Origin of the sequence: Hyphobacterium marinum, from assembly GCF_036330325.1 — a bacterium.
Classification (GTDB): domain Bacteria; phylum Pseudomonadota; class Alphaproteobacteria; order Caulobacterales; family Maricaulaceae; genus Hyphobacterium; species Hyphobacterium marinum.
In genome coordinates, this window is the sequence record NZ_JAZDRO010000005.1 from 24,600 (window position 1) to 47,935 (window position 23,336).

General features: G+C 64.5%; 22 protein-coding genes. 3 read left to right on the forward strand and 19 right to left on the reverse strand.

From position 1 onward, the window contains the following. On the reverse strand, positions 1–999 hold the full coding sequence (dusA, locus tag V0U35_RS11480) for a tRNA dihydrouridine(20/20a) synthase DusA (protein ID WP_330197060.1): 999 nt from the start codon (positions 997–999) through the stop codon (positions 1–3). Between the two features lie 117 nt (positions 1,000–1,116). Between dusA and V0U35_RS11485 the strand changes: the two genes are divergently transcribed. From V0U35_RS11485 to V0U35_RS11495, 3 genes are all read left to right on the forward strand, one after another. Next, entirely contained in the window at positions 1,117–1,668 is a 552-nt protein-coding gene (locus tag V0U35_RS11485) for a hypothetical protein (RefSeq protein ID WP_330196860.1), read from the forward strand. A 70-nt stretch (positions 1,669–1,738) separates the two neighbouring features. After that, positions 1,739–2,248, forward strand: a complete 510-nt coding sequence (locus V0U35_RS11490; protein WP_330196861.1) for a response regulator — start codon at positions 1,739–1,741, stop codon at positions 2,246–2,248. A 53-nt stretch (positions 2,249–2,301) separates the two neighbouring features. Then, positions 2,302–4,953, forward strand: a complete 2,652-nt coding sequence (locus tag V0U35_RS11495; protein ID WP_330196862.1) for a PAS domain-containing sensor histidine kinase — start codon at positions 2,302–2,304, stop codon at positions 4,951–4,953. Positions 4,954–4,963: 10 nt separating this feature from the next. Here the strand turns inward: V0U35_RS11495 and V0U35_RS11500 are convergent, their stop codons facing one another. The 18 genes from V0U35_RS11500 to V0U35_RS11585 all read right to left on the reverse strand — a co-directional run bounded on the left by V0U35_RS11500 (position 4,964) and on the right by V0U35_RS11585 (position 23,295). After that, on the reverse strand, positions 4,964–5,494 hold the full coding sequence (locus V0U35_RS11500; protein WP_330196863.1) for a periplasmic heavy metal sensor: 531 nt from the start codon (positions 5,492–5,494) through the stop codon (positions 4,964–4,966). Further along, positions 5,491–5,907 carry a hypothetical protein gene (locus V0U35_RS11505; RefSeq protein ID WP_330196864.1) on the reverse strand — a complete coding sequence of 139 codons (417 nt, stop codon included), beginning with the start codon at positions 5,905–5,907 and terminating at the stop codon, positions 5,491–5,493. The genes V0U35_RS11500 and V0U35_RS11505 overlap by 4 nt, the downstream gene beginning before the upstream one ends. A gap of 1 nt (position 5,908) precedes the next feature. Next, on the reverse strand, positions 5,909–6,529 hold the full coding sequence (locus tag V0U35_RS11510) for an RNA polymerase sigma factor (protein ID WP_330196865.1): 621 nt from the start codon (positions 6,527–6,529) through the stop codon (positions 5,909–5,911). A gap of 50 nt (positions 6,530–6,579) precedes the next feature. Continuing rightward, positions 6,580–7,128, reverse strand: coding sequence for an EF-hand domain-containing protein (locus tag V0U35_RS11515; protein ID WP_330196866.1), 549 nt, complete (start codon positions 7,126–7,128; stop codon positions 6,580–6,582). Positions 7,129–7,179: 51 nt separating this feature from the next. Next, positions 7,180–10,092, reverse strand: a complete 2,913-nt coding sequence (locus tag V0U35_RS11520) for a bifunctional [glutamine synthetase] adenylyltransferase/[glutamine synthetase]-adenylyl-L-tyrosine phosphorylase (RefSeq protein ID WP_330196867.1) — start codon at positions 10,090–10,092, stop codon at positions 7,180–7,182. A 30-nt stretch (positions 10,093–10,122) separates the two neighbouring features. Beyond that, positions 10,123–11,544: a sensor histidine kinase gene (locus V0U35_RS11525; protein WP_330196868.1), complete on the reverse strand. Its 1,422-nt coding sequence runs from the start codon at positions 11,542–11,544 to the stop codon at positions 10,123–10,125. Between the two features lie 6 nt (positions 11,545–11,550). Further along, positions 11,551–12,222, reverse strand: coding sequence for a winged helix-turn-helix domain-containing protein (locus tag V0U35_RS11530; RefSeq protein ID WP_330196869.1), 672 nt, complete (start codon positions 12,220–12,222; stop codon positions 11,551–11,553). Positions 12,223–12,255: 33 nt separating this feature from the next. Continuing rightward, positions 12,256–13,716, reverse strand: coding sequence for a Do family serine endopeptidase (locus tag V0U35_RS11535; protein ID WP_330196870.1), 1,461 nt, complete (start codon positions 13,714–13,716; stop codon positions 12,256–12,258). Between the two features lie 122 nt (positions 13,717–13,838). Next, the gene (locus V0U35_RS11540) at positions 13,839–15,056 is read right to left on the reverse strand and encodes a bifunctional alpha/beta hydrolase/OsmC family protein (RefSeq protein WP_330196871.1); all 1,218 of its coding nucleotides are present in this window, start codon (positions 15,054–15,056) and stop codon (positions 13,839–13,841) included. A 53-nt stretch (positions 15,057–15,109) separates the two neighbouring features. Continuing rightward, on the reverse strand, positions 15,110–15,475 hold the full coding sequence (locus tag V0U35_RS11545) for a cytochrome c-type biogenesis protein (RefSeq protein ID WP_330196872.1): 366 nt from the start codon (positions 15,473–15,475) through the stop codon (positions 15,110–15,112). After that, positions 15,472–17,403, reverse strand: coding sequence for a heme lyase CcmF/NrfE family subunit (locus V0U35_RS11550; protein ID WP_330196873.1), 1,932 nt, complete (start codon positions 17,401–17,403; stop codon positions 15,472–15,474). Before V0U35_RS11550 ends, V0U35_RS11545 begins: the two co-directional genes overlap by 4 nt. Then, the gene (ccmE, locus tag V0U35_RS11555; protein WP_330196874.1) at positions 17,400–17,843 is read right to left on the reverse strand and encodes a cytochrome c maturation protein CcmE; all 444 of its coding nucleotides are present in this window, start codon (positions 17,841–17,843) and stop codon (positions 17,400–17,402) included. The genes V0U35_RS11550 and ccmE overlap by 4 nt, the downstream gene beginning before the upstream one ends. Next, complete coding sequence (locus V0U35_RS11560) at positions 17,840–18,769, reverse strand: tetratricopeptide repeat protein (protein ID WP_330196875.1); 930 nt, start codon at positions 18,767–18,769, stop codon at positions 17,840–17,842. Before V0U35_RS11560 ends, ccmE begins: the two co-directional genes overlap by 4 nt. After that, on the reverse strand, positions 18,766–19,422 hold the full coding sequence (locus tag V0U35_RS11565; protein WP_330196876.1) for a DUF938 domain-containing protein: 657 nt from the start codon (positions 19,420–19,422) through the stop codon (positions 18,766–18,768). Before V0U35_RS11565 ends, V0U35_RS11560 begins: the two co-directional genes overlap by 4 nt. A 48-nt stretch (positions 19,423–19,470) precedes the next feature. Next, complete coding sequence (locus tag V0U35_RS11570; RefSeq protein ID WP_330196877.1) at positions 19,471–20,763, reverse strand: hypothetical protein; 1,293 nt, start codon at positions 20,761–20,763, stop codon at positions 19,471–19,473. Positions 20,764–20,884: 121 nt separating this feature from the next. Continuing rightward, positions 20,885–22,273 (reverse strand): sensor histidine kinase, encoded by a 1,389-nt coding sequence (locus tag V0U35_RS11575; RefSeq protein WP_330196878.1) that lies wholly within the window; start codon positions 22,271–22,273, stop codon positions 20,885–20,887. Then, positions 22,270–22,944 (reverse strand): response regulator transcription factor, encoded by a 675-nt coding sequence (locus V0U35_RS11580; protein WP_330196879.1) that lies wholly within the window; start codon positions 22,942–22,944, stop codon positions 22,270–22,272. Before V0U35_RS11580 ends, V0U35_RS11575 begins: the two co-directional genes overlap by 4 nt. A gap of 15 nt (positions 22,945–22,959) precedes the next feature. Beyond that, the gene (locus tag V0U35_RS11585) at positions 22,960–23,295 is read right to left on the reverse strand and encodes a PepSY domain-containing protein (protein WP_330196881.1); all 336 of its coding nucleotides are present in this window, start codon (positions 23,293–23,295) and stop codon (positions 22,960–22,962) included. Positions 23,296–23,336: the final 41 nt, after the last annotated feature.

Sequence of the window (23,336 nt, forward strand, 5' to 3'; positions counted from 1 at the left end):
TCAGGCGGCCTCGGACGGCGACAGGGCGGTCGCCGACAGCGCCTCGTCCAGCACGTCGAACCCGGCACCGGGGCGGTTTGCCTTTTCCGACAGGATACGCCGCCACTGGCGGGCCCCCGGACAGCCATGGAACAGTCCGAGCATGTGCCGCGTCATCGCGTGCAACGGCACACCTTTGGCTAGCTGAAGCGCGATATAGGGCCGATAAGCGTCGATCGCTTCGTGCCGGTTCGCGACCGGATCGGTCTCGCCATAGATGCGCGAGTCTACCTCAGCCAGCGTCCACGGCGTGTGATAGGCGGCCCGGCCCAGCATGATGCCGTCGGTGCCGTACTGCTCTCCGAGTCCGTGCTCGAGGCTCTCCAGACCGCCATTGAGGATGATTTCGAGGTCCGGGCGGGCCGCCTTCAATTCCCGCACGAGCGGATAGTCCAGCGGAGGAATGTCGCGGTTTTCCTTCGGACTGAGGCCTTTCAGCCAGGCCTTTCGTGCATGGACAATGAAGGTCGTCACGCCGCGAGCCGCAACGCGTTCGACGAAGGTGAACAGGGCGTCGCGCGGCTCCTGGTCGTCGACCCCGATACGGCATTTGACAGTCACCGGAATATCCACGGCCTCGATCATCGCGGTGACGCAGTCCCCCACGAGGTCCGGTTCCCGCATGAGGCAGGCACCAAACCGGCCCGACTGTACGCGGTCGGACGGGCAACCGACATTGAGATTGATCTCGGCATAGCCTAGCGCGGCACCGGTTCGCGCCGCCAGCGCCAGTTCCGCCGGGTCAGAGCCGCCCAGCTGCAAGGCAACGGGGTGTTCGGCGGCCTCGAAACCGATCAGGCGTTCAACATCGCCATGGACCACGGCCGGGCTGGTCGCCATCTCGGTGTAGAGCACGGCGCGGCGTGTCAGGACGCGGTGGAAGGCCCGGCAATGCCGGTCCGTCCAGTCCATCATCGGCGCAACGCACATCCGCCGGTCGAGAAGCCCGTTCGTATTCATGCGCGCCACTTAGCCCTCTTGGGCGGTGGTTTCAAATCCTGCGGACCGGCCTTTACCGGTCTATAACGCTGATTTGCTAGGCCATGATGACCTGAAGGGGACTTTTCGGAGCACCACATGGCCAAGGCCGTTTTCCAGAAACATCAGCGGGTATTCGTCAAACCGGTCGGCGTCTGGGCGCAGATCGAACAGGTCAAGCCGCACTGGGTCCGCGATGTCGAAGAGCCGGTGCGGGTCACCTACGACTGCGGCCTGGGACGCGACTTTACCGAGAAGGAGCTGGCCGAGGAGGAGCGGGACGACACCGATACCGGCGGGTGGCGGCTGATGCGGGCGCGCAACAAGTGGCAAAGTGCCGAGGAATGCGCACACCACCCCTTCCCCGGCTCCTTCCCCGTTGTCGTGACTGACAAGAATGACTGGGGCGGCTGGCGCGTGCCCGGTGCGGAATATGACCGCGACCCATCGAATATTGAATTCCAGGCCCGGCTGATCGCACAGGCACCCGCCCTGTTGCGGCTGGCCGAAGCGGCACTCCAGTTCAAGGACCAGGCCGACATGCTGCCCCAGGATGTCCGGGATTATATCCAGGCCGCGGAAAAGGCGGTTGGTTCCGTGCGGGCCAAGCCGGGTGACAAACCGGCTTCTGCAAAAGCCCAGCGCGCTTAATCAGCTTCTAACAATTTCGATTTAAATTGATCCTTCGTATTCCGTGGACCGGATGGGGAGCTCCGCGCGCATGCCGGCGAACCTTCAACAACTTCGTGTACTCGTCGTGGACGATAACCCGCACATGCTCAAAATCGTGCGGACGATCCTCAATGCCTTCGGGATCGACAATATTTTCGAAGCCGAGTCCGTCCGCGAAGGGCTTGATATCGCGCGTCATGAATCCATCGATATCGCGATTGTCGACTATCAGATGGAGCCGGACAACGGCTTGACCTTGATCCGGAAGCTGCGTGACGAAGACCAGACCAGCAATCCGTTGATCCCGATCGTGATGCTGTCGGCCTATTCGGAACGCACCCGCGTCATCGCAGCGCGCGACGCCGGCGTGAACGAATTTTGCTGCAAGCCCATCACTGCGAAGGACCTGTTTGCCAAGATCTCGGCCGTTATCGACCGGCCGCGCGCCTATGTGCGGACCAAGGAATTCTTCGGCCCTGACCGCCGCCGGCACGATCCCAACAAATACAAGGGACCGAAACGGCGCTCGGATGATCCCGATCAGAGTGACGCCGCCTGATTTGCGGCGGCAATAGTCGACAGGGACCTGTCTGACACCCTAACTTCATACACATGATTCGAGCTCGTTCCGGGCAGGGGGATGCCGCTCGCGCGAAACCGGCGCGGCCAACCGCAAGACGCGGCCGGAAAACTGCGCCCGCATCGACTGGACAAAAGGCCCAGGGCGGGATCGGCTGGATCTTTCTCGCCGTCGTGATCTTCATCGCGATGTTTGGCGGTGTCATCGGTTACAAGGTCTGGCAGGAACGTGAAGCCCTGCTCGCTGACACCGATCAGTCCCATGCCCGCGAAGCGGCCTTCCTCGCCGAACGCGTCTCATCATTGCTCGAGGAAGCGCGCGGGACCCTGGCCTTCGCGGCGACCGATACCAGCACCGTGCCGATGGATATGTTGCAGGCTGTCATACCAGCGCGGCTGGATTACCTGGAACAATCCGGTTCGATTGTAGAGGCTGCCCTCTTCCTGCCGAGTGGGGCCGTGATCTCGAGCGGCGAATTCAACCCGTCGCTCCGCCGCTATGCCGACGCCGCACTGGGGTCGCCTTCCCGTCTTCACGCGGTTCCCGCAGGCCAGTCGTCGTCTGCCGTTCTCGCGGTCGCAGAACCGGTCGTCCTGTCTGACGGCAGTGTTGGTGCCTATGTCGCGCGCCTCGATCCGGCAGAGATTCTGCCGGCGTGGGGTGACGGGCAGGTGGCCATGCTGACGACAGCGGAAGGACGGGTGCTGGCGATGCGGCCACAGCCTGCGAATGGCATTTTTGCCGAACCGGTGGGTGTGCGTTTCGATCTTCCCCACGAACAGGCGGCCCGCCTTGCCAGTGATGGCGGGGCGATTTCAGGCATTCAGTTGGGCAGTCAGCAGGCGACGCTCGCAGCCGCCCCTCTGACCACGCCGGAATTGTCAGTTTATCTGGTCGGCGCGCCGCGCATCGACTCCAGCGCCTGGCTGCGGACCCAGATCCTTTATGGGCTGATGTTCGTCGCGCCGGTGATCTTCGCCATTGGCCTGGGCGCAGCGCTCTCCATGCAGATGCGCAATCTGAAAGCCGCACGTGTGGCGCTCGGCGATAGCGAGCGGCGCTTCCGGCTCGCCATCGAAGGGGCCCGGTGTGGGGTGTGGGACTGGGACCGAAAAAGTGATTCCGTCTATGTGACCGATTCCCTGGCCCGCATACTCGGCCGGGAAGAAGCCTCGGTCATATCCGGCCAGGAGTTTCTCTCCCTGTTTTCCCGCAATGACCGGGAACGGATGCGGGCAGCCATCCGTGGTTCGGCCAATTCGGGCGATATCGACGTCGAGCTTCAATCGGCAAGTCTGCCTATCTGGGTGCAGATGCGCGGCCGTCCATGGGGCACACCCGATGGCGGGACGAGCGACCGCATTGTCGGCGTTGCCATTGATGTGACCGAACGCAAGGGGGCTCAGGCCCGCGTCGCCGCCGCGGAATCCCGGCTCCGGGCCGCCCTCGAATCCATGTCGGAATCCTTTGTTCTTTGGGATTCCCGCCGCCGCCTGGTTCTGTGGAACCGGAAATTTCGTGACTTCTTCGATTTCCCCGAAAGCGGTCTGCGCCCCGGCATGGGCTATGACGATGTCGAAGCGGGCGCATCCCGGGCCGTCAAGGCGGTCCATGGGGCGGAGACGGGTTCGGAAATCTACGAGATCGAACTCAGCGATGGGCGCTGGCTTCACTATTCCGAACGCGCCACCGCCGATGGGGGTCTTGTGAGCGTCGGTGCCGACATCACCGATCTGAAACGCCAGGAAAACCAGCTGAAGGATTCCGAGTCCGCGCTACGCAACACGATCGAGGACGTCCGGAAGAACCAGCAGCGCATCGCCGAGCTCGCCAAGAAGTACGAGGAAGAGAAGATCCGCGCCGAAGAAGCCAACCGCTCCAAGAGCGAATTCCTCGCCAACATGAGCCACGAATTGCGCACTCCCCTGAACGCGGTGAACGGCTTCTCGGAAATCATGCTGCGCGAAATGTTCGGTCCGCTGGGTGACGAGCGTTACGTTGATTACGTCAAGGATATCCATACCTCAGGGGAACACCTGCTCGCCTTGATCAACGACATTCTCGACATGTCCAAGATCGAGGCCGGAAAGATGCAGCTCCAGAAGGAGCCGGTGGACCTCGCCGCCCTCATCGAGCAATGCCTGCGCATTGTTCGTGGCCGTTCCGACGAGAAGGAAATCCGCCTGCAGGTCGATATCGAGGAATCGCCCGAGGTCGAGGCCGATCCGCGCGCCCTGAAACAGGTGATCCTGAACCTGACGTCCAACGCCGTGAAATTCACACCGGAAGGCGGGCGCATTACAGTCCGGACCTTCACCACCGCGGACGGCGTGGCCATTCAGGTCGCAGACACCGGCATTGGTATTGCCAAGGATGACCTGCCCCGGCTGGGCCGGCCCTTCGAGCAGATCGAGAGCCAGCATTCAAAATCTCACCAGGGGTCGGGGCTGGGCCTGGCCCTGTCGAAATCGCTCGTCGAGATGCATGGCGGATCGCTGAGTATTGAAAGTGATCTCGGCGAGGGCACGACCGTGACCTTCGTGATGCCGGTCTCAGATCCGATTATGTCCGCAAAGCCAACCGGCGCCGCCGAACCCGCTACCGGTACGCAGGTCGACGAAGCGCTTGACGATGCCGACGACGACACGCCGGTCTCGATCCGGAAGTCCGCAAACTCAGGCTAGAAAACTCAGGCTAGTACCGGTCTCGCGGCGGCGGCCCCCGGCGTCCATCCCGTTCTCTGCGTCGATGACGCGGCGGCGGAGCGCGGCCGGCCTCGATGGCCCGCATCCGGTCTTCCGGTGACAGGTCAGCGACCACATCGAGAATGATGGCTTCGACTGCCTCTTCCATCGCCATGCGGGCATCGCGCAAGTCACCAAAGGCCTGCCGGACGCGATCCGGGTCATAGGGCTCTGCCGCCACGGCATCCTGAGCCGCGTTCTGGGCTTCGCGGGTCTGACGGAACAGCGCCCTCAGATCCTCGCGCCGTACATCCAGCAGGGCCCTCGCATCGTCGCGCGCATCGTCTGGCAAGGCACCGATGAAGGCGCGGAAATTGAACCCGTCGCTGCCCCGGCGGGACGGAGAGCCGTCCTCTCGCATGTGATGCGGACCGGCGCGCGATCCGTCGGTCGTGGCCTGAAGCACCACGCCCAGCATCACGCCGTTGGCGAGGATGGACAACAGCAGCGCGACAATCCAAGGCGTAGCCCGTGTCATCATGCGCCATCTCCCGCAGCGAAGTCCCAGTCGGCGGACAAGCCACCAAAGGCTTCCGCATAATAGGCGTCCTCGTCAGCAGACAGATCGGGCGAAAGGATCAGCCCCCCACCGGCATAGCCGCCCGCCAGTCCGACAATCAGTGTTATCGCCGCAGCAGCCGCGGCGCTCCGCCAATTGTCAAATACGGGACGCGGCACCTTCGCCAGAATCCGCGCCTGCAGAAGTTCACTGGGTGTGGGAGCCGTCACTTCCGACAGCAGCTGGTCCAGGACGGCCGCTTCCCGAATCCAGACCTCAGCCTGGGCATGGTTATCCGCCTGCCACGCCAGAGCAGCATCACGGCGGTCGTCGGGCCAACGGGCCGGGTCCGCCCCGTAGGCATCGATCAGCTGCTTGAAGACTTGCGCATCCATGTCATCCCTCCCCACTCAGGGCTGCAAAACCGGACATCAGTTCATCGGCCTGGCGCGCCAGCGTCTCGCGCAGCTTTCGCCGGGCCCGCGACAGAAGCGATTCCAGTGCCTCGACACTGATATCCATGACTTCGGCCGCTTCGATATTGCCCATCTCCTGATAGTGGCAAAGCTCCATTGCCAAACGCTGCCGATCCGGCAATGTATTTAGCGCTGCGAGCACGACCTGCGCGGTTTCACCCGCCCCGATCATGGCATCGGCCGGCGCATCAGTACTGGGGCGTTCCGGCAAGGTCTCCATCAACGTCTCACGCCGCTTGCGAAGCCGGTCATAGCACAGATTGATGGCGATCCGGCTCATCCAGGTTTCGACCTTTGCTTCCCCGGGCCGCCAACGGTCCGCGGCCTTCCAGACCCGCAAGAACGTCTCCTGGGCCACATCTTCGGCCTCGACCGGGTCATTGAGCATGCGCCGGGCCAGGCCCAGTATGCGCGGGAGGCGGCGCTCCATGAGCGTCCGGGCCGCGCTCGGATCACCCGCCGCCAGGCGGACGATCAGCTCAACATCAGGATCGGAAGGGACGGTGTCTGGGCCGGAATTCCGGCCGGCATCACTGGCCATTCGGAATGAAACCCTTTCACCGCCTCCCCCTGATCATGCCATGGAAACGCCTAGTTGCGCCACCAGCGGCGGCGTTCCTCACGGCGTTCGCGGCGGGATTCCATCGCAGCGTCGAGTTCGTCCGGCGTGACGGACCCGTCGGAGTTTGCATCAAGGCGGTCAAAGCCGGGGTGCCCCTGGCTCATGAACTCCTCGCGGGAAATGCGGCCGTCTTCGTTGGTGTCCGCCATGCGGCCGTGATCACGTCCCATACCGCGGCCACGGCGGCCACGATGACGGCGTTCGCCATCATCGTCGCCGGCTTCCGCCTCGCGGATTGCGCGCAGGCGCTGGAAGACCGGGGAGCGGTCTTCGGCCGACAGATAGCCGTCGCCATTGCGGTCCATCCACTCGAACATCTCGCCCTGGAGCTGTTCGACTTCGGCCCGCGTGATCGTGTTGTCGCCATTGGCATCAGCCGCACGCAGCACCATCGAGCCGCGCATGGCGTGATGGTCCATGCCACCGCGACCGTGTCCGCCGCGGTGCTGGGCATCAGCGACCGGAACAGCGACCACCATGAAACCGGCAATGCCGGCCAGAAACAGAGAGGATTTCATCAGTTTGTTCTCCAACAGGTCCCTCGATACCTGTTGAACGGGCGGCCAGCGCTAATCCGTCGCGGCCAGGCCAGAAATCTGCACATGCCGGGCAAAACAGTCCGTGACAAAGCTCGCATGCTCGCCGATCAGGGCCTGAAGTGCCACGAGGTCGTCGACACCGGCGATGGCGGCCATGCGTTGTGCGAAGCCTCTTGCGGCACTGGCGGGATCGAAACCCGATCCGTGCGCGGTCCGGATCAGCTGCATCAGCGCCAGGTACAGCCGGCCGATGTCACACATCCGCGCGGCCTCCTCATCGTCGAGCAGCCCGGCGTCAGCCAGCGCAAGAAGCGCATCAAAAGTCGAGGCCTGGCGCGTCATCACGCCGTCATTCAGCGCAATCAACTGCAGGGTCTGGGCGATGAATTCGATGTCGACCAGACCGCCGGCACGGTGTTTGAGGTCCCAGTCTCCGGCAGCCGGGCGCGCCGCACGCATGCGGTTGCGCATGGCACCGGCGTCGGCACGGATTTGCTCAGGATCGCGACGGATGGAAAGGGCCGCATCAATCGCGGCTTCTATAGTGCCGTTCAGCGCCTCATCTCCGCAAACGATACGGGCGCGTGTGAGCGCCATATGCTCCCACGTCCAGGCAGACTGGGCGTAATAGTCGGCAAAGCGGGACACGTGCACGGCCACCGGACCGGACTTGCCCGAGGGCCGCAACTGCATGTCGACCTCATAGAGCCCACCTTCCTCGGTCGGGACGGATAGCGCGCTGATCAGCCTTTGCGTCAGCCGGGCAAAGTAGTTGTCGGGGACAGCCGCATCACTGTCCGCCGCACCGTCATAGACGAGCATCAGGTCGAGATCGGAATCGGCGGCCAGTTCGCGCCCGCCAAGTTTGCCCATGCCAATCACGGCGAACGATCCCGGCACGTCGCCAAACCGGGCGGCCATCACGTCCTGGGCGGCGCGGGCCATGGCCCGGATGCAGGCATCGGCGAGGTCGGCAAACGCTTTGCCTGCAGCGCGCGGACCGGCCCGACCAGTCAGGATCTGCGACCCGATACGGAAGCGCTCTTCCCGCGAGATCCGGCGCACTTCATTCATCCGGCCCTCGAAGCTCATGCTGGCCGGCAGGCGCGCCTTCATGAGAGCGTCCATGGAGCGCTCGGCCCCCTCACCCAGCGGTCGGACGAATTCGGGGTCCAGCATCGCATCCAGGATAGCCGGGCGCTGGGCCAGTGTCCGGGCCATGGCCGGTGCCAGACCAATGATGCCCACCAGGCTGGTTGCGAGACCGGGCTCATTCTTCAACAGGGAAAGCGGCTGCACCCCCATCGGCAGATTTTCGAAGAAAGCGGCGAAACGTACGAGAGCCGCATCCGGCTCACCGGTTTCGGCCAGCGCATCGATCAGGCGCGGCGCGAGCTTGGTCAGCAATTCACGCGCGCGAGCCGTGCGAACAGCGCGTGCCTTGCCGCCTGCCCAGCCATTAAACCGGCTCCAGACGGCCTGGGGATCCGAAAAGCCCAGCCTTTTTAGGGTCGCGAGCGTATCGGGTGTCGGATCAACGCCGGTAAAGACCAGGCTGCCAGCCGACGAGGCGAGCGTATCGCTCTCGTCGAACTGATCGCTGAAGATCGTGTGAACACGCGTCAGGACTGACCGGATGCGATCATCAAACGTGTCGAGCGAACTTTCCCCCCACAACGCAGCCACCCGTGCGCGCTGGCCGTCATCGGCCGGCAGGGTCTGGGTGGGCTCGTCCTCCAGCATCTGGATCCGGTGTTCGATCCCGCGCAGGAAGGCATAATCGTTCGACAGGCTCTGGGGATCCACGCCCTCCAGCTTGCCGCTGGCGCAGAGGGCTGGCAGCGCCTCGACCGGAGAGCGGGCCCGCAGGTCGCGATCACGGCCCCCGAACACGAGCTGGGGAATTTGCGCGATGAACTCGATTTCGCGGATACCCCCGCGCCCGAGTTTGAGATCATGGCCTGCAGCCCGGATTCTGGCCCGGTCACCGACCCGCTGGATCTGGCGCGCGAGCGAGCGAATGTCATCCACAGCGGCAAAGTCGAGCGTTCGCCGCCAGATGAAGGGTCCAAGGTCGCGCAGGAAGGCGGCGCTCGCCCGGCTATCACCGGCGCAACGCCGCGCCTTGATATAGGCCGCCCGCTCCCAGTTCTGGCCCATCGCTTCGTAATAGCGCATGGCGGATTCGACGCTGACCGCGACCGGTGTGGAGGACGGATCGGGACGCAGTCTCAGATCGACCCGGAAGACATAGCCCCCGGCATTGGCCTCCTGCAGCGTCCGGGTCACGGCCTGGACCAGCTTGACCGCGACCTGGCGCGGGTCCTTCTCGGTTTGCCGGGCCAGGATTTCCGGGTCGTAGAAGGCCACCAGGTCGATATCGCTTGAGAAGTTGAGCTCTTCCGCGCCCAGCTTCCCCAGCGCCAACAGGAACAGGCCGGGCACCGGGTTTTCCGGATCGGCCGGTTCAGCCAGGCGGCCCCGTTCGGCCATGAATCGCGCTGCGCCCAGAAGCGCGGACTGAACCGCGGCGTCCGCAAACCCGGACAGCGCTCGCGTCATGGCCGAGGTCGTCCACAGCCCGGTCACCTCGCACAGCGCGCATAAAAGATGGAATTTCGCCTTGGCATCGCGGAGGCGGTCGTCAAGCTCCCCGCCGTCCGCGGCGTCCCGGCCCGCCCGGAGCACATCATCGAGAAGCCGGTCCGCCAGTTTCTCGGGAGAGGTCGACGCCAGTTCGGTCACCACGTCAGGGCACCGCTGCGCCAGACGTGCCAGGTAGGGCGCGGCACCGAAAACCGATCTCAGGAAGGCCCGCGACGCATCATCAAGCCGGGCCAGCGTCTCCGCATCGAGGGCCTGGAGCGCCCGCTCACCGCAGTCCGGATCGATATCCGGCAATACGGGCAAAGGGTGGTCGAAGAGAGTCGCAGGGTCCGGCATGGCACCAGACTGACGCGCTCCCGGTCAGTTTCAAGAGGCTTGTTTGGCCGGTGGTATGATCAGCGCCGCACGCAGGCCCGGCCCCATTCCGTCCATGATGCCGGGACCGTCGCTCAGCTCCAGCGTCGCGCCATGAATGTCGGAAATGGCCTTCACCAGGCTCAGCCCCAGACCCGAGCCGGGCTGGCTGCGCGATTTCTCCAGCCGGACAAATCGCTGTGTGGCGCGCACACGATCGGATTCGGGAATCCCGGGGCCGGTATCGGTTACCGAGAGCTCGATTTCGCCCGACGCGCACCGTCGTAGACGCAGGGCGATGGCTCCGCCCGCAGGCGTATATTTCACGGCATTGTCGAGCAGGTTCGCGAGGGCCTGGGACAACAGGCCCCGGTCGCCGCGGACTTCCGTTCCCGTCTCGATCTCGGCCTCGAACCGCAGCCCGGCTTCCTCGCAGACCGGTTCATAGAGTTCACAGAGATCTTCCACGATCTGCGCCGGATCCATCCGGGAGAAGGACTGACGCCGCTCGCCAGCTTCGAGCCGGGAGATCGACAGGATGGCGTTGAACACGCCCAGCAGCTCGTCGGCATCGCTGACAGCTTGCGTCAGGGACGCTTCCCGCGATTCCAGATCCCCATCCTCGCGCAGGGCGTCATCAAGCCGGTTTCGCATGCGCGTCAGGGGCGAACGAAGATCGTGGGCAATGGAATCCCCGGCATTCTTCATGCGCGCCATCAATTCCTCGATCCGGTCGAGCATGGCGTTGAAATTGGCAGAGAGTTCGTCGAGTTCGTCACCGGTATTGGTTCGCGGCGCGCGCCGCTTCATGTCGCCCGCCTCAACGGCATGGGCGACGCGGTTGATCTGGTCGAGCCGGATGGCAAACCGCCGGCTGATGAAGACACCCGAGGCCACGCCAAGCGCCAGGGCCAGCGCAGACGCGGCCAGCACGGCCCGGAGCATGCCGCCGATCAGGCGGTCCTCGTCCTCGACATCCATGCCGACGAAAATCTGGTAGCCGCTGGGAAGGGGTGATATCCGCCCGCGGGCGAGGCGCTCGTCCTTCTCGCTCTCTTCCTCACCGGCGGGCGGCCGCATGTACTGAAATTCGAGCCGCCCGTCATTATCGGCACCGGTCTCGGGCAACCCACTGAGATTGCCTGAAATTCTCCGACCGCTCGGATGGACCAGCAAGTAAAGGAAGTCGCTGCCGCCGACACTGCGCTGGAGGATGTAGCGATTGACCGACTGGATCCCGCCATCGCGGAAGCGGGTTTCAACCGTGGCGATTTCTTCTTCCACAGCCGCATCGGTTCGGTTCAGCGACACGCCGACCGACGCGAAATAGACGAAGGTCAGGATCACCAGGCTGGAGGCGGCCAGAAGCGCCGCCGACAACAGGGTGACCCTGAACGCCGTCGTTCGGAGGAAGGCCGGCGCGAAGCGCCTCATCCCGCGTCAGGCCTGAAGCCGGTAGCCGGCCCCTCGGACCGTATGCAGCAATGCCCGATCAAACGGCTTGTCGATCTTCGACCGCAGGCGCGAGATATGCACGTCGATGACATTGGTCTGGGGGTCGAAATGGTAGTCCCAGACTTTTTCGAGCAGCATGGTGCGGGTCACGACCTGCCCGGAATGCTTCATGAGGAATTCCAGCAGACGGAATTCGCGGGGCTGCAGGAGGATTTCCTCCTCGCCGCGCAACACGGTGCGGGCGAGCAAGTCCATTTCCAGATCACCAACCGTCAGGCGGGTGCGCACAGTTTCCGGATCACGCCGGCGGACCAGGGCCTCGACCCGGGCCAGCAGTTCGGCAAAGGCGTAGGGTTTCACGAGATAGTCGTCCCCGCCCGCCTTCAGGCCTTCCACGCGGTGATCGACTTCACCGAGCGCTGACAGGATCAGCACGGGAGAGCGATCGTCTTCCGCCCGCAAGGTCTCGACCACGGTCAGCCCGTCCATCTTGGGCAGCATGCGGTCGACAACCAGCACGTCGTAGTCGGCGGCCCGGGCCATCTCCAGCCCTTCCTCGCCATCGGCGGCATGGTCGACGACATGGCCGGATTCCCGAAGTCCCTTGCGGATGTAGTTCGCGGCTTCGCGGTCGTCCTCGATGATCAGAATGCGCATATCCCTCTCCCCTGCCTTGTCTGTCGGGTCCGGTCAGACCGCGTCGAGCTGCAGCGCCACATAGCGCTGGCCGTTTGTGCCCTGCACCAGAAGCAGGATGGCCGAGCGTCCGTCGTCGCGGGCGGTATCGACCGCGGCCACAAAGTCCTCGACCGTGTTCACGTCTTCGCCGCCAGCCTCGATGATGACATCGCCGCGCCGAAGGCCCTTGATGGCAGCCTCTTCGCCACCATTGACGTTTTCCACCAGAAGGCCCGTACCGCTCTCGGACGGAGCCAGCTCCATACCGAAATAGGTGGCCGCTTCGGGCTCTTCGCCGACACCCGGCAGATTATTGAGCGTGTTCTCGTCAGGACGCTGGGCCAGCGTGATGCGAATCGTGTCTTCATCACCGTCGCGCAGCACGCGGAAGCTGACCTCCTGGCCGGCGGCGATTGCGCCGACCCGGCGGGTCAGATCACCGGAATCCTCGATCTCGGTGCCATTGATCGAAAGCACGACATCACCGCGCTCCAGACCACCCTCATCGGCCGGTCCGCCGGCTACCAGCGAGGACACAATGGCCCCCCGGCGTTCGGTCAATCCAAGGCTTTCCGCGATGTCCGCGGTCACATCCTGAATCGTCACGCCAAGCCAGCCGCGTGCCACGCTGCCTGTCTCGAGAAGCTGGGCGACGATGTTCGCCGCAACACCGGAAGGAATGGCAAAGCCGATCCCGACATTGCCGCCAGACGGTGAGAAAATCTGGGAATTCACACCGATGACATTGCCGTGCAGGTCGAACGTCGGACCACCGGAATTACCCCGGTTGATCGGCGCATCGATCTGGATGAAGTCGTTATAGGCCGTGGTGGCAATCTCGCGTCCGGTTGCCGAGACGATGCCGGCCGTGGCGGTCCCACCGAGGCCAAACGGGTTGCCAACGGCGACGACCCAGTCACCGACGCGGATATTCGGTTCCTCGGCCAGCGTCACGAAAGGAAAGCTGCGGTCATCATCCACCGTCACCTGCAACAGCGCGATGTCGGTCAACGGGTCAGTGCCGATGACACGGGCCGGCAGTTCGCCGCCATCGGGAAGGTCAATCGTGATCTCGCTGGCATTGGCGATCACGTGGTTGTTCGTGACGACATGGCCTTCTGCCGAGATGAAGAATCCCGAACCCAGCGAACGCCCTTCCCGCTGTTGGGGCGCGCGGTTTCCGAACTCACGCTCCATCCATTCGCGGAATTGCGGCGGCAGGTTTTCCAGATTGGGCGCAGCATTGGGTCCTACCGGCGCGGTGACGGTCGCATTGATCGACACCACCGCCGGGCTGACCCGCTCGATCAGGTCCGCAAATGACATCGGCGCACCATTCGGTGCCGCGATAACCAGCGGTCGCTCAGCAGATTGGGCCAGCGTTGCCGGAGCCAGCGTGGTCCCTGCGGCGAACGCCGTCAGCGCAAAGACCGAAACACCGGCAAGTTGGCGGATACGGGAGGTGCGGATCATGGTGGGTCTTTTCCTCTTGTCCTGATGCCACATGGCGTGACCGTCTTGTTGACCGGTCCCGCGTAACGGCGTCGTGGCTTAAATCTTACGGAATCATTACATGGCGGGTCCGCCAGGGGAGTTCAAGACTCCAGGCGGGTGCGGACCACGACCGGTTCGTGTAGCGTCCGGTGGACCGGGCAGCGGTCAGCGATTTCCAGCAGGCGCTGGCGTTGGTCGGCGTCGAGGTCGCCCTCAATGCGGAGTGTCCGTTCGAAAATGTCGACCTTGACCGACGTGTCCGGGCAGTGCTCGCAATCGTCGGCGTGGTCTTTGTTGTGGACGACCGTCACGGTGACGCGGTCCAGCGGCCATTTCTTGCGGTTCGCATACATGCGCAGCGTCATCGACGTGCACCCGGCCAACGCAGCGGCGATAAAGCCATAGGGCGTCATACCCGAATTTCCGCCACCGACCGATTCCGGCTCATCGGTCAGCACAGCATGATCCTGGTTGACCACCCAGTTCTGGTACGGCCCCTGCCCCGTCTCCTGAACGACCACGCCGTCGCGCACGGCCGCCGGTGGGTCAGGCAGCGGTGACGGCGCGCCATAGCGCCGGGCCCAGGCCGAAATCATGCCGGCCGCGAAACGGGCATCGGCCTCAGCCGTCAGCATGTGGTCGGCTCCATCCAGGCCGACAAAGGACTTCGGGTGACGCGCCGCGACGAATATCCGGGTGGCATTGTCGATCCCGACCAGCTCATCGACCGGGGAATGCAGAACCAGAAGTGCACGGCCGAGGCGGGAGATCCTGTCCTCCAGCGCGTGGCCTTCCAGGTCATCGAGGAAGTGTTTGCGAATGCGGAAAGGCCGGCCTGCCAGTTCGACAGTCGCTTCGCCGTCGCGGCTGATCGTATCGAGGTCCGCGGCGAAATGGCGGGTGACATGGCTGGCATCTGACGGGGCCCCGATGACGGCGACCGCTGTTACCGTGGGCAGGTCGCCCGCCGCCGAAATCACGGCCGCACCGCCCAGGCTGTGTCCGATCAGCAGGGTCGGCGCGCCGCCCCGGCCTTCCAGGAATTGCCCGGCCGCGACGATGTCTTCGACATTCGAGGAGAAATTCGTGTTGGCAAAATCACCATCGGAATTTCCCAGTCCGGTGAAATCGAAACGCAGGACGGCAATGCCCTCACGGGCCAGCTCCCGGGATATCCGGGACGCGGCCAGCACGTCCTTGGAACAAGAAAAGCAATGCGCGAAAATCGCATGGGCGCGCGGCGTTCCGAGCGGCAGGTCGAGGCGCGCGGCTAGGCTGTGCCCCTGTGATCCCTCGAACTCGACCTTTTCCGATTTCATGCCGGTCCCCCGCTTCCTACCATCCCGTCCTCTTGCCAACCTGCGGGCGGGTGTCACGGTTCCCGTCGCGACCGGCTCGCCATGATCAGCATACCGCCGCCTGCCAGCAGGAAGATGAGTGGTGCCAGCCACAGGGGCAAGGTCCGCCAGTCGAATGGCGGCCGCAACAGGACCTCGTCACGATAGCTTTGCGCCAGTTCCGCGCGGATCGACGCGGCGTCATCGCCGCGCGCCACACGCACGCGGATGAAGTGGCGCATGTCCTGGGCCAGGGCCGCATCGGAATCGGCTATGGATTGCCCGGCGCACACCACGCAGCGGATTTCCTGCATGATCGCCTCGGCCCGCGCCGTCTCGACCGCGTTCAGCGTCGGCCCCGGTGTTGCAGTCAGCAAAATGGCCGTCACAAGCGCGATCATGCCGGTCTCCGGCGGTGTGCAGCCTGTCCAGCCAGCGCGGTCAGCCCGCCGAGCGCTATCAGCGCGGCCCCCAAGCCCAACAGCCAGACAAACGGATTGAAGGACGCCCGGACCTCATAGGCCACGGTCCCGTCGCCGCGTGTATGAGGATCGCCAAGCGACACATAAAGATCACCGCGTACGCCTGACCGGATCGCGACCTCGCGCGTATTCTGGTCATTGGCCGGATAAAAGCGCCGTTCCGGACGTAAACGGCCCAGCGTGCGTCCGCCCTCGGTGGCCACCAGGATTGCACTGTCGGCCATGTAGTTGGCACCATCCGCGCGGGTGACGCTTTCCAGGGCCAGAATGGTGTCCCCGACCTGCATGGTTTCGCCCGGGGCTAGCGAGCGCGAGATTTCCGGCGCTCCGGTGGAATCCGCGGCAGCCCCGAGGGCCACCAGCCCGATCCCCGCATGGGCCATGGACCGGCCAGCTGACGCCAGGCGAGGCCCGAGACCGGCCTGGCCGCGTGATCGCTGATAGTCACTGATCGCGCCGGCGATGGCCCACGCGCCGACAAAGGCTCCGGCGATGGCGAAGATGGACCCACCGGCAAACATCAGCGCCAGTCCGGCTATCGAGGCCGGGACCAGCCACAAAGCAGCTGTCAGGGAGATTGCGACGGGTCTCAGGCCGGCCTTGCGCCAGGGCAGGAAGGGTGCAAACGGCAGGAAAACCAGCAACAGCGCGAGGAAGGGCGTCGCGACGGTATTGAAATACGGTGCGCCGACCGAAATCATTCGCCCGCCCAACGCATCGATGATCAGCGGCATCAACGTCCCGGTCAGCACGACGCCAGCGGTCACGACGAGGAAAAGATTGTTGGCTCCGATAAAGGCTTCGCGGCTTGTCGGCTCAAACCCGTCGCCGCGTCCGAGCGTCGAGGCCCGCCAGCCAAACAGTGCCAGCCCGCCCCCCGCGATCACAGCCAGCATGACCAGGATCCACAATCCCCGCTCCGGATCGAGCGCGAAGGCGTGAACGGATGTCAGCACGCCGGACCGCACCAGAAACGCCCCCAGTGCCGAAAGCGAGAAAGCGGTCAGTGCCAGAAAGGCCGTCCAGCCGGGGAAGGCACCACTGCGCTGCGTGGCGATGGCCGAATGGATGAGAGCGGTGGCAACCAGCCACGGCATGAAGCTGGCATTCTCGACCGGGTCCCAGAACCACCAGCCACCCCAGCCAAGCTCGTAATAGGCCCACCAGGCCCCGAGCGAGATTCCAGCGGTCAGGAAAGCCCAGGCTGCGACCGCCCAGGGCCGAAGGGCTTCGGCAAGCACCCGCCCGCCACGCCCTTCGATCAGACCAGCCGCCGCAAGGGAAAACGCCGCCGAGAGGCCGACATAGCCGACATAGAGCATGGGCGGATGCATCGCGAGGGCCGGGTCCTGCAGGATCGGGTTGAGGCCCCGCCCTGCCAGTTCTGCCGGATCAAGCCGGTCGAACGGGTTCGACGCGAAAAACAGGAAAGCGATGAAAAGGAGTTGCAGCCCGCCCTGCACCGCCGTGGCGCGCAGGCGCAGCCCGTCATCGGAGCGTGGCCCCCAGCGGTTGAGACCGGCACCGACACCGGCGAGCAGCAGACACCAGAGCAGCATTGAGCCCTCATGCCCGCCCCAGACCGCCGCGATCTTGTAGAAAACCGGCTTGTCGACATGGGAGTTCGCCGCGACATAACCGACCGAGAAATCCGATTGCAGGAACAGGACGGCCAACAGAACAAACGCCGCTCCAAGCGTGCCCAGCGCGACCGCACTGGCCCGGCCCGTGGCGACGGCCAGGGGTCCGACATTGCCAGCACGAGCCGCTCGCCATCCGAACAGGAGTTGGGCGACCGACGCGATCAGGGCAATCGCAACGAGAAAGCGTCCCAGCTCGGCAATCAATTGTCGTCCTCGCCCTGCCAGCGACCCGATTCACGCAGCGCCTCGGCCACTTCGGGCGGCATATAGGTCTCGTCATGCTTGGCCAGCACCGTCGTCGCGGTAAATTCGCCTGAGGCTTGGAACGTCCCCTCGGCGACGATCCCCTGTCCCTCACGGAACAAGTCAGGCAAAGGGCCGGCATAGCTCACGGCAATCGTGTGTGCGCCATCGGTCAGAACGAAGCGCGCGCCGCTGGCCTCTCCCCGAATGACGGACCCGTCCTCCACCAGCCCGCCAATCCGGATATGCGTTCCCGCCTCGGGCGGATTCTGCGCGAGTTCGGTGGGGCTGTAGAACAGGACAATGGCGTCGCTAAGTGCATAGAGCGTCAATGCCAGTGCGAGTCCCAGAACGGTCGCCGCGCCGCCAATCATCCAGAGCCGTTGATTTCGCCGTCTCAAGACGGGTCCTCCTCGTTCAGTCCCATCAGCGCAGCGGCCATGTCCAGAAGCGCGCCTTCACCGCTGCCGGTCTCGAAAGTATCCCGCGCCGCGCCAAGGGCGTCGCGGGCTGCGGCTTCGTCTCCCAGCGTGCGCCGCACACGGAGCAACACCAGCCAGCCGGATATATCATCCGGATCAGCGGCGAGACGAGTTTCCAGCCTAGCGACCATTTGCGCGATACGGGCCTGTGGCTCGGTCTCGGTGTCGGCCTGTTCGGCAACGGCCTGCGTATTCACGTCCGGGCGGGACAAGAGATCGACGGCCTGGCGCGCGATCACCGGGCGGAATGCACTGTCGGCGGGCAAACGCTCCAGAACGGACGTCCAGAAGTCGGCCGCGACGGCCCGGTCGCCGGCCTGATAGGCCGCCAGCCCCAGGAAGAAGTAAGGCTCCGGCAGGTCGGGGTCGCGGTTCATGGCTTCCTCGAACGCCCGCACGGATTCCGGCGTGACCTCGCCTTCGTTGAGATTGATCAGTGTCTGGCCAATGTCGGAAAAGGTCCGCGCGACCGGGTCAATCCGCAGCGAGCGCTGGAAAGCTTCGATGGCTTCCTGCTCGCGCTCGGCGCGGGCGAGCTGGCGGCCGAGCAAGGCCCAGGCCTCGGCGTCGGTATCGTCCTCGCGTGTCCGGTCGCGCAGGCTTTCAATCTGTTCGGCCAGGCTCAGGCTGGACGGATCAGTATTGCGGCGCTGTTCGGCTGCCTGTTCGTGCGGAAGGCCCGGCAAGTCGGGCCGCCCGCCAATCATGTAGGCACCGGAGACAACCAGGACGAGCCCCACGGTCAATGCCGGGGCCAGCCACCGGCTTGATCCCTTCAACGGTGCGGCGATCCAGAAACCTGCCGCGAAAGCCACCAGCACGAAGACGACTGCCAGGACCATCATCGCGCAGTCTTCCGGAAGACAAGCATCAGATTGTTCGCCGGCATTCCGATTACCTGTTCAAGATCGAATCCGTGCCGCGCCAGCAGCGTCTCAACGTCGTCGCGTGCGCGGACGCCCCACTCCGGGTTGCGGGACTTGAGCGATGCGTCGAATTCGAGATTGGACGGGGCCGTCTTCTCGCCCTCCAGGAACGGACCGTAAAGAACGAGGGGTGCGCCCGGCGAAAGAAGGTTTTCTGCGCCCTTGGCCAGCCCCTCCGCAACGCGCCAGGGGGAGATGTGAATGACATTGCAGCAAACGATGGCGTCGGTCTCGGGCAAGCCGGCCGGCCAGTCTGCCAGAGAAACATCAAGCGCGCGTGACGCCTGTATCCGGCCCGGACACTCAGTCGACCAGGCGTCCTGGCTCGCGCGGGACTGCGCGTCGGGGTCGCTGGGATGCCAGATGATGTCCTCGCGCGCCTGACACGCAGCGACCGCATGCTCTCCCGTCCCGGAACCGATCTCGAGCACAGCCGCATCGGCCGGTAATATCCTGGCCAATTCGTGCGCAATCGCGGCCTTGTTCCGCCCGGCGCTCGGGGAATGCAGCCGCCGCTCGGACCAGGTCCGGCTTTCCATGGCAGCGGGGGTGTCGGAGGAAGGCTCGCTCATGGCGAGCGGCTTACGGTTTGGCGTCGGTCAGTGCAAGGCGCTGCGCGCTTACGCCGCGAGTGCGGCGGCTGACCGGCGGCGGATCAGGGAGGCATTCTCGTCCTGTCCGGCCGCTTCAAACAACCGGGCGACGACATCAAGGCCCTGGGACGCGAGGGCCTGCTCCTCGCCTTCGGAATGCTGGACCAGATTGATCAGCGCGCTCGAACAATCGTCCAGCAGCGTGGTTGCCGCTTCCTCGGTCTTCTTGTGGATGCTCGCGACGGCCGCCTGGGACGCCCATTCATGCGCACCAGCAACAAAGTGGAGACGCGCCTCCGCCTGTTCGATGACGGTTTCGGGCGCTATTTCGACCGGGGTCATGATGCCGCCCTTGCCCTTTCGCGGTTCCGGAACGGCCTTGCCGAGTGCCTTGGGCACGCTGGCAAATATCTTCTCGAGGTCGCTGGACACCTGGGACCGGAGCCCGAAGAGCTGCTTGCCCCAGCGCCCATCCTTCCGGATGCCGAATTCGCGGGTCATGCCGACGGTGATCGAGACATAGTTTGCCAGGCCATCGACGGCGACGCGGGCATCGTCGAGTGTATCGGGCGCGTGTTTGAACAGGGCCGCGAAATGCTCGGCGTCCTTGAACACGGCATCACCGACCGTGGCGAGATCGGTCTTGGAGACGAGGAGATCGTCTCCCCTGCGCCCGATTTTCTCGATCGCCCGGAAAATCTGGGCCGTCTTCTTCAGGCGGGCGAGAATAATGAGCAGGAGCCAGAGTCCGGCATCGGGCGCATCATCGCCGAAGCGCTCATAGCCATCGCGCAGCTCGGTGCAGAGTTCCGGCGTGAGGTCGCGGATTTCATCGGGAAACGGCTTCAGCGCCGCGGTGATCTCGCCGCTGCTGCGCAACAATGTCGCGATATCGCGCGCCCGTTCGGCTCCGCCCGCGCCCCAGAGCGCTGCAAGTCGGGCCTCGGCCTTGCGGTCATTCGCCGACACATCAAGAAAGTCTGACAAGGCCTGCGCAGCCTGTTTTCGCCGCTGCGTCCAGCTGTCGTGCCAGGCCAGATTATCGTCTGCGATGGCCCACGCAATGAACTCCTCGCCCAGCTGGTCTTCGAACCAGGACCAGATTCGATCCAGGAAGTGGGGCGTGAAATAGGCGCGCGAAGGCGGAACTTGTGCGGGATCACCCGTCAGGATCGCCAGCGGTTCGAAAAAACGCGAGCGCGCAACCTGATCAGCGGGCGCGAGCCCGGCTTCCAGCCCGGCCAGTATGTCGTGAAGCCCCTGTTGCCTTGCGTCCGCCTGTGCGGCCGCAGCCGCGGCAGCGACCAGCTTCTCACGCATCGGGTCCGGCAATCCTGCCCAGAAAGCGGAAAGGCGCGTTTTTGTCGACTCGCTCAGCATGTCTGGTTCGCGCGAAGTTATCCTCGTCGAACCAGCGTGGCTGAATATCCTTAACGCAGCTTTAGCGGTCTTTCGCCGCCGGCAGTGTCAAGCAGGCCAGGAGCCCGCCAGCTTCAGCCTCGCCCAACGCCAGAACACCGCCATAGACTTTGGCGAGGTCACCCACGATGGACAGGCCCAGACCACTGCCCGGTGCACTTTCATCAAGCCTGACACCGCGCTTCAGCGCATCCTCGCGGGCCGCTGCGTCCATTCCCGGACCATCGTCGGCAATCCGGATCTCCAGCGTCTGCTCGCTGTTTCCGGGTCCGGCCGAAACGGTCACGCAAGACGCCGCCCATTTGCAGGCATTGTCCATCAGATTGCCGACCATTTCTTCGAGGTCCTGGCGTTCCCCACGGAACACCAGCTCGTCGGGTGATGTCCAGTTGATCGCGATGCCCTTGCGGCCATAGATGCGCGTCAGCGTCCGCGCGAGATCATTGATCAGCGGGGTTACCGGTGTCCGCGCGCCAACCGATTTGGCATGCGCCGCTGCACGGGCACGCCGCAAATGATGATCCACCTGGCGGGACATGATCTCGGCCTGACGGCCCACGAGTTCCGCGAATTCCGTCTTGTCGGTGCGGCTCTCGTTGAGAAGCACCGCAATCGGCGTTTTCAGTGCATGCGCAAGATTGCCGACATGGGTCCTCGCCCGGTCCACGACTTCACGGGAATGGTCCAGAAGCGAATTGAGTTCGTCGCCCAGGGGCTGGATTTCCGTCGGGTAGGCACCTTCGACCCGGTCCGCACGGCCTTCGCGTACATCGACCACCGAATCCCGCATGCGGAACAGCGGTGCCAACCCGACGCGGACCTGCAGGAAGATACCGATGGCTAGAGCGACCGCGAAGATCAGGAACATGCCGGCCACGACCGAGGCAAAGCGCTGGACATCGCGGTCGGCCGGCCGCCGGTCCTCGCCGGCCATCATGATGGCGGGGTCCTGCCGGCCAGCCAGCAGCACGGCCTGGGCCATGATCCGAAGCGGTTCGCCATCCGGGCCGGTCATCTCGATGGTGACGCGCTCGCCCGGTGCATCCAGCGTCGACGCCAGAAACGCGTCCGGCGGCCGCAGACGTTCGTCCCACAGAGACCGCGACCGGCCAATCACCCGGAACGTGTCGGCATCGTAGAATTCGCCAATCTGCCAGTACCGGCCGGAAAAAACCTGGTCGAACCGCGGGTCGCTGGGCTGCCGCGCCAGGACAAGCTCGCCATCCTCACCGGTCTCGACCGCTGCCACGAGCGCACTGACCGCGCTTTCCAGCCGGTCGTCAATCGCGCCAAGTGCTGACTGGCGATAGAGGGCGGTCAGCGCCAGGGCCCCGGCAATCATGAGCACCGCCGCCCAGATCGCCGCGCTGACGACCAGGCGCCGGACCAGGGATCCCGGAGACGGCGTCACGCCGTGTTCTGCTCCACGTCCACGAGCCGGTAGCCCAGCCCCCGCACGGTCTCGATCCGGTCCTGCCCGATCTTCTTGCGCAGGCGGCCGACAAACACCTCGATGGTGTTGGAATCACGGTCGAAATCCTGATCGTAGATGTGTTCGACCAGTTCCGAACGCGAAATCACGCGGTCCTGATGGTGGGCGAGATAGCTCAACATCCGGAATTCATGGGACGTGACTTTGACCGGCGCGCCATCGATGAAGACCCGTGCACCCCGCGTATCGACGGTCAGCGCGCCGCATTCGATTGTCGAGGTCGTGTGACCGGCCGCACGGCGGGTCAGGGCGCGCAGCCGCGCCAGCAATTCCTCGGTATGGAAGGGCTTGGTCAGATAATCGTCGGCACCGGCGTCGAACCCGGCAACCTTCTCGCTCCAGCGATCACGAGCGGTCAGGATCAGGACGGGGAAGTCCTTGCCATCACGACGCCAGCGCTCCAGCACCGTCACGCCGTCGATCTTGGGCAGGCCCAGGTCCAGCACGACGGCATCATAGGGCTCGGTATCGCCGAGAAAGTGCCCTTCTTCGCCGTCATTCGCGACATCGACGGCATAACCGGCGTCCGTCAGGGCGCGGGACAGCTGCCGGCTCAGATCGGGATCGTCTTCCAGGATGAGTACGCGCATCGCGAGGCTCCGGGTCTATCGTTCGTAGAGTATGGCACCGGTACGGGCGTCGACAATCACGTCAACGCGCCGACCGTCGCGGGTCAGGATCTTGATGATGTAAAGAGGCGGCTGCCCGCCCTCGAGCTCGGCATCAAGGACGTCTGCGCCCGGATATCGCTGGCGCACCTGGCGAATGACACGCAGCGCTGGCAGGACATCGCCCGAGCGCATGGCATCGCGCGCTTCATCCGCCGTATACCGGTCGCGCACGTCCGGCCGCGATTGCGTCATTCCGGCCGCATCGGCCGAAACCGAAGCGGTCATCGCGGCAACGGCGCTGATCAGGGCTATGAGGGCGTTCTTCATCATGCCTGCGACTTTGTCCGTGCACCGCTGAACCGGCGCTGAAC